At 69.5% G+C, this 13,432-nt stretch carries 9 protein-coding genes and 3 pseudogenes; 8 read left to right on the top strand and 4 right to left on the bottom strand.

Going from position 1 to position 13,432, the window contains the following annotated elements:
- Positions 1 to 71: 71 nt before the first annotated feature.
- The 3 genes from F7R91_RS27650 to F7R91_RS27660 all read left to right on the top strand — a co-directional run bounded on the left by F7R91_RS27650 (position 72) and on the right by F7R91_RS27660 (position 3,913).
- A complete protein-coding gene (locus F7R91_RS27650; RefSeq protein ID WP_150952571.1) occupies positions 72 to 959 on the top strand; it encodes a FadR/GntR family transcriptional regulator in 888 nt (295 codons plus the stop codon).
- A gap of 429 nt (positions 960 to 1,388) precedes the next feature.
- A complete protein-coding gene (locus tag F7R91_RS27655) occupies positions 1,389 to 2,924 on the top strand; it encodes an RNA polymerase sigma factor (protein ID WP_150952572.1) in 1,536 nt (511 codons plus the stop codon).
- Positions 2,925 to 3,046: 122 nt separating this feature from the next.
- Positions 3,047 to 3,913 (top strand): serine protease, encoded by an 867-nt coding sequence (locus F7R91_RS27660; RefSeq protein ID WP_150952574.1) that lies wholly within the window; start codon positions 3,047 to 3,049, stop codon positions 3,911 to 3,913.
- A gap of 94 nt (positions 3,914 to 4,007) precedes the next feature.
- Here F7R91_RS27660 and F7R91_RS27665 read toward each other — a convergent pair whose 3' ends face one another.
- Positions 4,008 to 4,238, bottom strand: coding sequence for a DUF7455 domain-containing protein (locus F7R91_RS27665; protein WP_150952576.1), 231 nt, complete (start codon positions 4,236 to 4,238; stop codon positions 4,008 to 4,010).
- A gap of 442 nt (positions 4,239 to 4,680) precedes the next feature.
- On the opposite strand from F7R91_RS27665, the gene F7R91_RS27670 reads away from it, so the two are divergent.
- The 4 genes and pseudogenes from F7R91_RS27670 to F7R91_RS27685 all read left to right on the top strand — a co-directional run bounded on the left by F7R91_RS27670 (position 4,681) and on the right by F7R91_RS27685 (position 9,733).
- Positions 4,681 to 6,804, top strand: coding sequence for a DNA gyrase/topoisomerase IV subunit B (locus F7R91_RS27670; RefSeq protein ID WP_150952578.1), 2,124 nt, complete (start codon positions 4,681 to 4,683; stop codon positions 6,802 to 6,804).
- 307 nt (positions 6,805 to 7,111) lie between these two features.
- Positions 7,112 to 7,525, top strand: a pseudogene (locus F7R91_RS27675) (response regulator transcription factor); the annotation flags it as partial.
- A gap of 52 nt (positions 7,526 to 7,577) precedes the next feature.
- Positions 7,578 to 8,144 carry a DUF485 domain-containing protein gene (locus tag F7R91_RS27680; protein ID WP_150952580.1) on the top strand — a complete coding sequence of 189 codons (567 nt, stop codon included), beginning with the start codon at positions 7,578 to 7,580 and terminating at the stop codon, positions 8,142 to 8,144.
- Positions 8,141 to 9,733, top strand: a complete 1,593-nt coding sequence (locus tag F7R91_RS27685; protein WP_150952582.1) for a solute symporter family protein — start codon at positions 8,141 to 8,143, stop codon at positions 9,731 to 9,733. The genes F7R91_RS27680 and F7R91_RS27685 overlap by 4 nt, the downstream gene beginning before the upstream one ends.
- A 33-nt stretch (positions 9,734 to 9,766) precedes the next feature.
- Here the strand turns inward: F7R91_RS27685 and F7R91_RS27690 are convergent.
- Positions 9,767 to 10,469 (bottom strand): annotated as a pseudogene (locus F7R91_RS27690) (response regulator).
- On the opposite strand from F7R91_RS27690, the pseudogene F7R91_RS27695 reads away from it, so the two are divergent.
- A pseudogene (locus F7R91_RS27695) lies at positions 10,425 to 10,943 on the top strand (ABC transporter substrate-binding protein); the annotation flags it as partial. The pseudogenes F7R91_RS27690 and F7R91_RS27695 sit on opposite strands and share 45 nt — an antisense overlap.
- Positions 10,944 to 11,011: 68 nt before the next feature.
- Here the strand turns inward: F7R91_RS27695 and F7R91_RS27700 are convergent.
- Positions 11,012 to 11,692 (bottom strand): response regulator, encoded by a 681-nt coding sequence (locus F7R91_RS27700; protein WP_150952716.1) that lies wholly within the window; start codon positions 11,690 to 11,692, stop codon positions 11,012 to 11,014.
- Positions 11,692 to 13,365: an ATP-binding protein gene (locus F7R91_RS27705; RefSeq protein WP_150952583.1), complete on the bottom strand. Its 1,674-nt coding sequence runs from the start codon at positions 13,363 to 13,365 to the stop codon at positions 11,692 to 11,694. Before F7R91_RS27705 ends, F7R91_RS27700 begins: the two co-directional genes overlap by 1 nt.
- Positions 13,366 to 13,432: the final 67 nt, after the last annotated feature.

Raw genomic sequence — 13,432 nt, forward strand, 5'->3', positions numbered from 1 at the left:
AGCGATCACCCTTTCGTGTGCTTTTCACCAAAGCCCTCAAGGGAGTTGGAGCCAACGCCGACAAAGGATGCGTGAGTACCCTTGCGCACACCATGATGACCGCCGCCCGCTCCGCAGACTCCGGTCTCGCCGGCCCGGGCGAACTCGACCGCTACCCGTACGCGGAGGCGCCGGCCGCCGACCGTGTCGGGGCCCCCGTCTGGGAGGGCGCGGACCCGGAGCTGGGCCGCGCCGGCCGGCGCGCTGCAGGCAGCCGTGGCCGCGGGCTGCACGGCCAACTCGTCCAGCAACTGGGCCAGATGATCGTCTCCGGTGACCTGGGCGCCGACCGGCCGCTCGTGCCCGAGGAGATCGGCCAGCGTTTCGAGGTCTCCCGCACCGTCGTCCGTGAGTCCCTCCGTGTCCTGGAGGCCAAGGGCCTGGTCAGTGCCCGCCCCAACGTCGGCACGCGCGTGCGCCCCGTCAGCGACTGGAATCTGCTCGACCCGGACATCATCGAGTGGCGGGCCTTCGGCCCGCAGCGTGACGACCAGCGCCGCGAGCTGAGCGAACTGCGCTGGACGATCGAGCCGCTCGCCGCGCGTCTTGCCGCGGGGCACGGGCGCGAGGACCTCCAGCAGCGGCTCGCCGACATGGTCGAGATCATGGGCCACGCCATGGGTCAGGGTGACGCCCTCACGTTCTCCCGCGCCGACGCCGAGTTCCACTCCCTGCTCATCCAGGTCGCGGGCAACCGGATGCTGGAGCACCTCTCCGGGATCGTGTCGGCCGCCCTTCAGGTGTCCGGCGGCCCGGTCACCGGCTGTGACCGCCCGAACGACACGTCGCTGGGGCACCACAGCAGGATCGTCGACGCCCTCGCCACCGGAGACGGCCCGGCCGCCGAGGGAGCCATGCGGCAACTGCTCACCGTCCACCCCGAGGTGGAGCGCGTGGTGCCTGCGCCGCGCGAGCACTGACCACGCACCGAGGACGGCGCAGCCGGGGGGTGTCCCCCCTCCTTGTGGCACCGCTCGGCCGGCGAACCGTCTCCCCTCGGACCCCGCAGGATCTTCAGGGACCCTGCGGGGTCCGACGGTGCGACGAGGCGACCGAGCTGTGAGGATGTACCCGGTCACCATAGGAGGTGACCTCTTCTGTCCGTGCCTGACCGATTTTGAGTGCTTACGGGGTGTGACTCGGGCCACGCAGATTGGGCGTAACGCTCGTGGAGACAGTGCGATGACCTAAGAGGTGACAGCCGAGGAGGGAATACGGACGCCGCTCACGGCGCTGTGCATCTTCCCGGCCCCCGCCCGCACCGTCGGCCCATCCCCAAGCCGGTGGTCGGCTCCTGTCCGCCGTGGACGGGGCCGGAAGCCGTTTTCCAACGTTCCGAGAGGTTGTTCGTGTCGGCCAGCACATCCCGTACGCTCCCGCCGGAGATCGCCGAGTCCGTCTCTGTCATGGCTCTCATTGAGCGGGGAAAGGCTGAGGGGCAGATCGCCGGCGACGATGTGCGTCGGGCCTTCGAAGCTGACCAGATTCCGGCCACTCAGTGGAAGAACGTACTGCGCAGCCTCAACCAGATCCTCGAGGAAGAGGGTGTGACGCTGATGGTCAGTGCCGCGGAGCCCAAGCGCACCCGAAAGAGCGTCGCAGCGAAGAGTCCGGCCAAGCGCACCGCCACCAAGACGGTCGCGGCGAAGACGGCGACCGCCAAGAAGGCCACCACCGCCGCCGCTCCGGCGGCACCCGCCGTCGAGGCCACCGTCGAGGAAGAAACGCCTGCCAAGAAGGCCGCTGCGGCCAAGAAGACGACGACCGCCAAGAAGGCGGTCGCGAAGAAGACCGTCGCCAAGAAGACGGCGGCCAAGAAGACGACCGCCAAGAAGGACGACGCCGAGGTCATCGAGGAAGAGGTCCTCGAGGACGCCAAGCCCGGCGAGGAGCCCGAGGGCACCGAGAGCGCGGGCTTCGTGCTCTCCGACGAGGACGAGGACGACGCGCCCGCCCAGCAGGTCGCCGCGGCCGGCGCCACCGCCGACCCGGTCAAGGACTACCTCAAGCAGATCGGCAAGGTCCCGCTGCTCAACGCCGAGCAGGAGGTCGAGCTCGCCAAGCGCATCGAGGCCGGCCTGTTCGCCGAGGACAAGCTGGCCAATGCCGACAAGCTCGCCCCCAAGCTCAAGCGCGAGCTGGAGATCATCGCCGAGGACGGCCGCCGCGCCAAGAACCACCTCCTGGAGGCCAACCTCCGTCTGGTGGTCTCCCTGGCCAAGCGCTACACCGGCCGCGGCATGCTGTTCCTGGACCTCATCCAGGAGGGCAACCTCGGTCTGATCCGCGCGGTCGAGAAGTTCGACTACACCAAGGGCTACAAGTTCTCCACGTACGCCACCTGGTGGATCCGTCAGGCGATCACCCGCGCCATGGCCGACCAGGCCCGCACCATCCGTATCCCGGTGCACATGGTCGAGGTCATCAACAAGCTCGCGCGCGTGCAGCGCCAGATGCTCCAGGACCTGGGCCGCGAGCCCACCCCGGAGGAGCTGGCCAAGGAGCTCGACATGACCCCCGAGAAGGTCATCGAGGTCCAGAAGTACGGCCGTGAGCCCATCTCGCTGCACACCCCGCTCGGCGAGGACGGTGACAGCGAGTTCGGTGACCTCATCGAGGACTCCGAGGCGGTCGTCCCGGCCGACGCCGTGAGCTTCACGCTTCTGCAGGAGCAGCTGCACTCGGTCCTCGACACCCTGTCCGAGCGCGAGGCGGGCGTCGTCTCCATGCGTTTCGGTCTCACCGACGGTCAGCCGAAGACCCTCGACGAGATCGGCAAGGTGTACGGCGTCACGCGCGAGCGCATCCGCCAGATCGAGTCCAAGACGATGTCGAAGCTGCGCCACCCGTCCCGTTCGCAGGTGCTGCGCGACTACCTCGACTAGGTCGCGTTCGTACGACACCGAAGGCCCGGTTCCCCGCGTGGGAGCCGGGCCTTCGTGCTGCGGACCACCGCACTCTGCATCACTCTGGGTGTCCGATCATCACCCCGGAGTGAGGAGGATGCATGTACCGTCGCATTGCCCGAACCCTGTCCCGGCCGCTGGTTCTGGCGGCCGTGGCGGCCGCGATACCGCTGGTGACCACTGCCCCGGCCGCTGCCGACAGCGTGGTCGTCGGCGGCTTTCCCGTGGACGTGTCCCAGAGCCCGTGGACGGTGGCGCTGTCCAGCCGTGACCGGTTCGGAGGTACGCGGGGCGGTCAGTTCTGCGGGGGTGTGGCCGTCGGTCGCACCACCGTGCTCACCGCCGCCCACTGCCTGAACGAGGAGGTGCTGGGAGGGCCACCGGACCGCGTGAAGGACCTCAGGGTCATCACCGGCAGGACCGACCTGCTCTCGAATCAGGGCCAGGAGATCGCCGTGCGTGACACCTGGGTGAACCCGGGCTACGACGCCGGCAGTAATGCCGGGGACTTCGCCGTGATCACTCTTGCCACGCCTCTTGCCCAGTCCTCTGTCATCCCCATGGCCGCGGCCGGTGATCCTGCCTACGGGCCGGGTACGAGGGCGATGGTCTACGGCTGGGGCGACATGACGGGTGCCGGCGACTACGTGCACAGTCTGCGGGCGGCACCGCTGCACGTGTTGTCCGACGCCCTCTGCAAGGGCGCCTATCCAGGCGGCGGCGACGGCACATACGTCCCTGGCGCCATGGTGTGCGCCGGGGAGCCCACAGGCAGCCGTGACGCGTGTCAGGGGGACAGCGGAGGCCCGTTGGTCGCCCGGGGGAAGCTGATCGGGCTCGTGTCCTGGGGGAGTGGCTGTGGGCGCCCGGGCAGCCCGGGTGTCTACACGCGCGTGTCGGACGTTGTGAGGAAGCTGGGGTGGGGCCGCGCCGCGCGGGGAGCCGAAAGGGCGCCTGGCCGCGCCTGAGCGGGTTTCGCCGGCACGAGCCGGGCGGCTGCCCCTTCAGGGACAGCCGCCCGTTCCGGCCTGTGCCGGGCTGGCTCGTCGTGGATGCGAGGTGTCAGCGCTCGTCTTCCGTGGCGGTTGCGGGAACGGTCGTCAGCCGCTCCGTCTCGTCCTGTATCTCGGCGGCGATCTTCTTGAGTTCCGGCTCGAACTTGCGTCCGTGGTGGGCGCAGAAGAGCAGTTCACCGCCGCTGAGCAGGACGACGCGCAGGTATGCCTGGGCGCCGCAGCGGTCGCAGCGATCGGCGGCCGTCAACGGGCTCGCGGGGGTCAGAACAGTAGTCACGTCGCCTCTTCTCTAGCTCGACGAGCTGTCGTACCAGGGTCAACATCCAACCAGCCCCGACGTGTTCCCGCTCGGGGCTTTCCCTCGGAAAAATCTTCCGAGGCCGGCTGTCTGTTGCCGGTTGGCGGCGAATGTGCCGTATTGCGTGTCTGTGTGTCTTACGGTTTCGCGCTGTCTATCAATATCGTCGCCCTCCCGGCCGGGTTGCCGGTTGTTCATGAGGACGTGCCCGGAGCCTAAATGGTTCATGCCCCGAAGGGAACGTGATATGTACTTCACTCCATCGAGGGATCGAACATGCATGCGACTCTGGACTACTCTGAGTTCAGACGAGGGTTGCGTTACAACGGCTCTACCAGGCCTCGGTACCCTCTGAGCGGCTACCGAAGCCGCGCCCTTACCCAGAAGGGCCCCACCTGAAATTCAGCGAGGAGCGAACCGCGTGACCGCCGAGACGTCCGTGCCGTCCACAGCGCTGCTGGCAGGAGCAGACCGGGACGGTTCCAACTACACCGCGCGGCACCTGCTCGTCCTCGAGGGCCTCGAGGCCGTGCGCAAGCGCCCCGGCATGTACATCGGATCGACCGACAGCCGCGGTCTGATGCACTGCCTGTGGGAGATCATCGACAATTCCGTGGACGAGGCACTCGGCGGTCACTGCGACCACATCGACGTGATCCTCCACGACGACGGCTCGGTGGAGGTGCGGGACAACGGCCGTGGCATCCCGGTCGACGTCGAGCCCAAGACCGGTCTGTCCGGTGTCGAGGTCGTCATGACCAAGCTGCACGCCGGCGGCAAGTTCGGCGGCGGCTCGTACGCCGCCTCCGGCGGTCTGCACGGCGTCGGCGCCTCCGTGGTGAACGCCCTGTCCGCCCGGCTCGACGTCGAGGTGGACCGCAGCGGCCACACCCACGCCATCAGCTTCCGGCGCGGTGTGCCGGGCGCCTTCGCCGCGAACGGCCCGGACGCCAAGTTCGATGCGACCGGCGGCCTGCGCAAGGCCAAGAAGATCCCGAGGACCCGCACCGGCACGCGTGTGCGGTACTGGGCCGACCGCCAGATCTTCCTCAAGGACGCCAAGCTCTCCCTGGACACGCTGCACCAGCGTGCGCGCCAGACGGCGTTCCTGGTGCCCGGCCTGACCATCGTCGTCCGCGACGAGTACGGTCTCGGCGAGGGCGGCAGCAAGGGCGAGGAGTCCTTCCGCTTCGACGGCGGCATCAGCGAGTTCTGCGACTACCTGGCCGGCGACAAGCCCGTCTGCGACATCCTCCGCTTCTCGGGCCACGGCACCTTCAAGGAGACGGTGCCGGTCCTGGACGACCACGGCCAGATGACGCCCACCGAGGTCACCCGAGAGCTCGGCGTGGACGTCGCCCTGCGCTGGGGGACGGGCTACGACACGACGCTCAAGTCGTTCGTCAACATCATCGCCACCCCCAAGGGCGGCACCCACGTCTCGGGCTTCGAGCAGGCTGTGGCCCGCACGCTCAACGACGTGCTGCGGACCAAGAAGCTGCTGCGTGTCGCCGAGGACGACATCGTCAAGGACGACGCCCTCGAGGGCCTCACCGCGGTCGTCACCGTCCGCCTCGCCGAACCGCAGTTCGAGGGGCAGACCAAGGAGGTCCTCGGCACGTCCGCGGCCCGCCGCATCGTGAACACCGTGGTCTCCAAGGAACTCAAGGCCTTCCTGACCTCCACCAAGCGTGATGCGGCGGCCCAGGCCAGGGTCGTCCTGGAGAAGGCCGTTGCCGCGGCCCGTACGCGCATCGCCGCCCGCCAGCACAAGGACGCGCAGCGCCGCAAGACGGCCCTGGAGTCCTCGTCGCTGCCCGCCAAGCTCGCCGACTGCCGCAGCGACGACGTCGACCGCAGCGAGCTGTTCATCGTCGAGGGAGACTCCGCGCTCGGCACCGCGAAGCTCGCCCGGAACTCCGAGTTCCAGGCGCTGCTGCCGATCCGCGGCAAGATCCTCAACGTCCAGAAGTCGTCCGTCACGGACATGCTCAAGAACGCCGAGTGCGGAGCGATCATCCAGGTCATAGGAGCGGGATCGGGCCGGACGTTCGACATCGACGCCGCCCGCTACGGCAAGATCATCATGATGACCGACGCCGATGTGGACGGCTCCCACATCCGGACCCTGCTGCTGACGCTGTTCCACCGCTACATGCGGCCGATGGTCGAGGCCGGCCGGGTGTTCGCGGCCGTGCCGCCGCTGCACCGCATCGAGCTCGTCCAGCCGAAGAAGGGCCAGGACAAATACGTCTACACGTACTCGGACCGTGAACTGAGGGACACACTCCTGGAGTTCCAGAGCAAGGGCATCCGGTACAAGGACTCCATCCAGCGCTACAAGGGTCTCGGCGAGATGGACGCCGACCAGCTGGCCGAGACGACCATGGACCCGCGCCACCGCACGCTGCGCCGGATCAACCTCTCCGACCTGGAGTCCGCCGAGAGCGTCTTCGACCTTCTGATGGGCAACGACGTGGCACCGCGCAAGGAGTTCATCTCCAGCTCGGCGGCGACGCTGGACCGGTCGCGCATCGACGCGTAGCCGTTGCGCTGTGCGTGGCCGGGCGGTGGGGGTGGCACGCGCAGTTCCTTGGCGGGGCCGGCTGCCGCTGGGCCGTGTACGGGACTGCAGTCGGGCGATGGGCCGGGGTACCGGCTTGGAGCCGGAGTACTGGCGTCCGCTCGGGCTCCGGATGAGGTAGCGGCGGCCTGTCGTCGGGTGCGGTGTCGGGGGGCTCGGCTTCTGCTCGGGCTCCGGCTTTTCTGCTCGGGCTCGAGATCGGGGTACCCGCCCCGTGGTCGGTTGAGGGGGCGGGGCTCCGGTTGCTGCTCGGGCGCCGGGTCGGCATTCCCTGTTCCCCGCGTTGAAAGCGGGAGCGCGCGGCTGTCTCACCAAGGACGCGGGCGGTGACGAGATCGTGCGGGCCGTGGAGAGCGTGCTGTCCGGGGATGCGGGTCTGTCGCCGCGTATCCAACGGCGGCTTCTGGAGCGACTGTCCGAGCCCGAGCCCCGGCCCACGGAGTCGGCCGATGCGCCGGACGGGCTCACCGCGCAGGAGACCGAGGTGCTGGTACTGATCGCCGAAGGCCTCAGCGATCAGGAGATCGCCCGCAAGCTGCATGTCTCGACGGCCACGGTGAAGACCCATATCAACAACCTCTTCGCCAAGGCGGGCCTCAAAGACCGAGCTCAGGCGGTGTGTTACGCGTACGCGAAGGGCCTGGTGCGGCCCTGCGCGGGGGTGAGTCACCTGATGGGGTGAAGAGCGTGGGGAAGGAGGTTCGGGGAGCTTCGCGGTCTGTCCATCCTTGGGTATGCAGTCAAGCAACAGCCGTCCCCGCGGAGGCGGGGGTGGTGCCGAGGGTTCGGCCGAGCACCACGAAGATCAGGGATCGCCCCCCGCCGAGCCGTCCGGCAGAGTGAGATACGACGACCCGTGGTACGACGCACTCGCTTCCGGATGGGGTGAGTTGGACGCGGCGGGCGTGCCCGTGCCTGTGGCCGCGGTCGTGCCGTCGAGCAGGGAGGGCGAGGAGAGGGCTGCTGTCGCGGCCGATGTCTACCTCGAGGTGCAGCGCAGCGCCGCCTTTCAGGAGGTGCGCACCCGGTACCGGAGGTTCGTGGGGCCGGCGGTTGCGCTGTTCCTCGTCTGGTACGTGGCCTATGTGGTGACCGCCACGACCGTGCCCGGGCTGATGGCGCGGCCCGTGGTGGGTGCCGTGAACGTCGCGATGCTCGCGGGGCTCGGCCAGTTCCTCACGACCTTTCTGCTCACCTGGGCCTACGCCCGGCACGCGAGGCTCCGCAGGGATCGACTCGCACTCGAACTGCGGTGGGAGACCCAGGAACTGGCGCGTGGATTGCGGGGCGGTGCTTTGTGACCGGTGACCATCAGACACTGGCGTTGCTGCTGTTCAGCGTGTTCATTGCGGTCACGCTGGCGATCACGACATGGGTGGGTCGCCACCGGCGTGGTTCGGCCGAGGAGTTCTATGCGGGCGGCCGGCTCTTCTCGCCGATAGAGAATGGTTTTGCCATCGCAGGGGACTACATGTCGGCCGCCTCCTTCCTGGGGGTCACGGGGCTCATCGCGCTGTTCGGCTACGACGGGCTGCTCTATGTCGTGGGTTTCCTGGTGGCCTGGCTGCTGGTGCTGTTCCTCGTCGCCGAACTGGTGCGCAACTGCGGGCGGTTCACATTGGCCGACGTGGTGGCGGCACGGATGAGTGAGCGGCCCGTGCGGATCGCCGCGGGAACTTCGTCGGTCACGGTGTCCGTTCTGTATCTGGTGGCGCAGATGGTGGGTGCGGGCAGTCTGGTGGCGTTGCTGCTCGGCGGCACCGACGAGGCGGCACGGGCCTGGACGGTCATCGGTGTCGGCGCGCTCATGGTGATCTATGTGTCGTTGGGAGGGATGCGGGCCACCACCTGGATTCAGATCGTCAAGGCGGTCCTGCTGCTCAGTGGCACCGTCGCGCTGACCGTGCTCGTCCTGATGCGTTTCCATGGCGACGTCGACCGGCTGCTGCTCACGGCGGCGGAACGCAGCGGCCACGGCGACGCCTTCCTGGCGCCCGGGCTGAAGTACGGCAGGGACTGGAGCGCCCGCCTCGACTTCATCAGCCTGGGACTCGCGCTCGTGCTGGGCACGGCCGGGCTGCCGCACATCCTGTCCCGCTTCTACACCGTGCCCACCGCACGGGCCGCACGACGCTCGGTGGTCTGGGCGATCGGGCTGATCGGCGGCTTCTATCTGATGACGATCGTCCTCGGCTTCGGTGCGGCGGCGATCGTGGGGCCGGACGCCGTACGCGGATCGAACGCGGCCGGTAACACGGCCGTCCCGTTGCTGGCGCTCGATCTGGGCGGCGGAGCGCAGTCCACGGGTGGAACGGTTCTGTTTGCGATCGTCGCCGCCGTCGCCTTCGCCACGATCCTCGCGGTGGTCGCCGGGGTCACGCTCGCCTCGTCGGCATCGGTGGCCCACGACCTCTATGCGTCCCTGCGTCACCGCCGCGGCAAGGCACGCAGCGAGGTGGCCGTGGCGCGTGCCGCCGCCGTCGGTATCGGTGTGGTGGCGATCGCTCTCGGTCTGCTGGCCCGGGACCTCAATGTCGCCTTCCTGGTGGGCCTCGCGTTCGCCGTCGCGGCGTCCGCCAATCTGCCGGCGCTGCTCTACTCCCTGTTCTGGCCCGCCTTCACCACCCGCGGCGCCGTCTGGGCCGTCTACGGCGGTCTGGCCCCGGCCCTGGTGCTTGTCCTGTTGTCGCCGGTGGTGTCGGGGAGCCCCGAATCGCTGTTCCCCGACGTGGACTTCCAGTACTTCCCGCTGCAGAACCCCGGCCTTGTCTCGATCCCGATCGGCTTCCTGGCGGGCTGGCTCGGCACGGTCACCTCGGCGGAGGTGCCCGACGAGGCCAAGCACGCGGAGACGGAAGTGCGCTCGCTGACGGGGGCGGGAGCCGCATAGGAAGGGCGTCCCTACGGGCCGCGTGCTCCGGGGCTATGGCGCCACCCACGCGTAGCGGTGTTCGGGGCGCCCCGTGTCGCCGTACTTGAGGGAGAGGCGGAGGCGGCCGGCCTGTTCCGCGCTGGGCTGTGGAGCGGCTGAGGCCCGTTTCGGCGGCGACCTCGTGGGCCGAGAGCGGACGGTCCGCGCCGTGCAGGACACGGCAGATGAGATCCGTCGTCGGCTCCGAGTGGCCGCTCGGCAGCCCCGGTGAAGAAGGCGCCGGTGAGGTGCGCAGGGCGCCGAAGATCCGGTCGACCTGCTCCTGGCCGGCGATGCCGCGGCCGCCGACGCGGTCGACGGTGCGGCGCAGCGCGGCGTACGAGTCGAGGCGGGTGCGCAGTGCGGCGAAGGTGAACGGCTTGACGAGGTAGTGCAGGGCACCCAGGCGCATCGCGGCCTGCACGGTCGCCACATCCCCGGCCGCCGTGATCATGATGACGTCGGTGCCGTGACCCTGTTCCCGCATGCGGTGGACGAGTTCGAGGCCCGTCCCGTCGGGCAGGTAGTGGTCGAGCAGCACCAGGTCGATCGTTCCGCGCTGCACGGTGGCCAGCGCCTGGACAGCGCTGTGCGCGCGGGCGGTCACCTGGAACCCGGGAACCCTTCCCACGTACTTGGCGTTGATCTCGGCGACACGGAAGTCGTCGTGCCGGTCGCCGTCGGCGCCGGACCGACCTTCATCTCGGCGCTCCAGCAAGGCGCCATCGACGGCGGTATGACGACCGACCCGACCGTGGCCACGATCCTGGACAAGAAGGCGGGGAAGATCCTGCTGGACATGAGGACGCCCCGCGGGTCCCAGGAGGCGCTCGGCGGACCGTACCCCTCGTCGAGCCTGTACATGCAGACGGACTGGGTCAACAGCCACAAGGACACCGTCCAGAAGCTGGCCAACGCGTTCGTCAGGACGCTGCGTTGGATGTCCTCGCACAGCGCGAGCGAGATCGCCGAGAAGATGCCGGCCGAGTACTCCCAGGGGAACAAGCTCCTCTACGCGGCGGCGATCAAGAGCACGCTGCCGATGTTCACCAGGGACGGTGTGATGCCCAAGGACGGCCCCGAGACCGTCGAGAAGGTGCTCAAGGCGTTCAACCCCAACATCAAGAATGCCGACGTGGACCTGGACAAGACCTACACGACGGAGTTCGTGGAGAAGGCGACCGGCTGACACCAGGACGCCTGCCATCCGTACACAGAGGGGGCACGGTCACTTCCCCCGCCCCCACGGGCCGTGCCTCAGGCGCGGGTCGCCCACACATAACGGTGTTCCGGGCGGCCCGCGTCGCCGTATCTGAGCGTGAGCCGGGCCCGGCCCGTGCGCTCCAGAAGCTTCAGGTAGCGCTGGGCGGTCTGACGGCTCACTCCCGTCCGCCCGGCTATCTCCTGGGCCGACAGGGGGCCTTCGGCGTTCATCAGGGACTGCCGCACCAGCTCCGCGGTGGTGGGGGAGTGGCCCTTGGGCAGGTGGGGCTCCGACGGCGCCGACAGGGCGCCGAAGATCCGGTCCACCTCGGCCTGTTCCGCCTCTCCGCCGCTGTCGAGCGTGCGGCGCAGCTCCGCGTACGCCTCCAGCTTGGCCCGCAGCCCGGCGAAGGCGAACGGCTTGATCAAGTACTGCAGGGCGCCCTGACGCATCGCCGCCTGCACGGTCGTCACGTCCCGGGCCCCTGTCACCATGATCACGTCGGTCTGGTGGCCGCGCCGGCGCATCTCCTGGACGACCGCCAGGCCCGTCTCGTCGGGCAGATAGTGGTCCATGAGCACCAGATCCAGCCGGGGCAGCATCTCCAGCTGCTGCAGCGCCTCCCGGGCACTGTGCGCCTCGCCGGCCACGTGGAAGCCGGGCACCTTCTCGACATAGGCGGCGTTGACCCGCGCAACCCTGGTGTCGTCGTCCACGACCAGGACCTCGATCATCACGACTCCTCCTCGGTGGCGGACTGCGGTGCGGACGGCATGGTGAGGGCCGGCTCCAGATCCGGCCCGGCCAGCGCCTCGGGCAGCACGACGGTGAACTCGGCGCCTCCGCCGGCCGCCTCGCCGACGGTGGCGCTGCCGCCCTGCCGCTCGGCGAGCCTGCGCACCAGGGAGAGCCCGATTCCCCGCTTGCGGTGCGCCGGGGGCTCCTTCGTGGACCAGCCCTCGGTGAAGACCAGTTCACGCTGCTCCACAGGTATCCCGGGCCCGGTGTCCCGGACGCGCAGGACGGCGGTACGTCCCTCCGCGCGCAGTTCGACCTCCACGCGCGCGTGCGGAGAGCCCGCGACGGCGTCCAGCGCGTTGTCCACCAGGTTGCCCGCCACCGTCACGAGTCCCTGGGGATCCACCAGCCGGTCCGGGAGCCGGGTCCGGTCCGAGATCCACAGGGCGACTCCACGCTCGGCCGCGACCGTCGCCTTGCCGACGAGCAGAGCGGCCAGCAGGGGGTCCTGGATCTTCTCGGTGACCTGTTCCGAGGTCGCCCGGTGATCGCCGACCACCTCCCCGACGAACTCCACGGCGTCGTCGTACATCTCCAGTTCGAGCAGGCCCAGGACGGTGTGCATGCGGTTGGCGTGCTCGTGGTCCTGGGCGCGCAGGGCGTCGATCAGACCGCGTGTCGAGTCCAGCTCCCGGCCCAGCTGCTCCAGCTCCGTGCGGTCGCGCAGGGTGGCGACGGCGCCGCCGTCGTCGGTGGGCATGCGGTTGGCGACCAGGACGCGCCGGCCGCGGACGGTGAGCAGATCGGTGCCCGCCACCCGGCCGGCCAGGACGTCGGCCGTACGGCCCTCCCCGAGCGCCTCGTCGGGGGACCGGCCGACGGCCTCGTCCCCCAGGCCGAGCAGGCGCTGCGCCTCGTCGTTGAGCAGTCGGACGCGGCCGGTGCGATCCAGGGCGACGACGCCCTCCCGAATGCCGTGCAGCATGGCCTCGCGCTCCGCGAGCAGCCCCGAGATGTCCGAGAAGGCCAGGTCCCGCGTCTGCCGCTGGACCCGGCGGGCGATGAACCAGGCGGCGAGCGCGCCGACGGCCAGGGCACCGCCCTCGTACGCGAGCAGCCCCGGGATCGCGTGGATCAGCCGGGCCCGCACGCTGTCGTACGCGATGCCGACCGAGACCGCGCCGACGATGTCGCCCCGACCGTCGCGCAGGGGCACCTTCCCGCGTGCCGAGCGGCCCAGGGTGCCGCTGTCGATCTCCATGACCTCTTCGCCGGCGAGGGCCCGGCTTGGGTCGGTCGAGACCTTCCTCCCGATCTGCTTGGGCTCGGTGTGCGACCAGCGGATACCTCGTCGGTCCATGACCACGATGTACTCGGCACCGGTGGCCAGGCGGATCCGCTCCGCCTCCTGCTGGACGGGCCCCTCGGCCGTGGGAGGCGTGGTGGTGACGTCCTGCGCGATCCGCGGCTGCGCGGCGGTCGTCTGCGCGATGGCGAGCGCGCGGCGCATCGCCTGGTCGTCCAGCTGGTGACTGAGCGGCGCGAGGAACAACCCGGTGGCGAGCACCACGACTCCCGCGGCGATGGCCAGCTGCATCATCAGCACCTGCGAGAAGACCCGCCGAGGCAGTCCGAGGCGCAGGCGGCGAGCGGGGGGAGCGGGGCTCATACCCGAGACGGTACGGGGGCGTGCCGGAGCTGCCGTAGGGGGTGTGGCCCGGATACTCCCGGTCAGC

The sequence above is a fragment of the Streptomyces luteolifulvus genome (assembly GCF_008806595.1).
Lineage (GTDB): Bacteria > Actinomycetota > Actinomycetes > Streptomycetales > Streptomycetaceae > Streptomyces > Streptomyces luteolifulvus.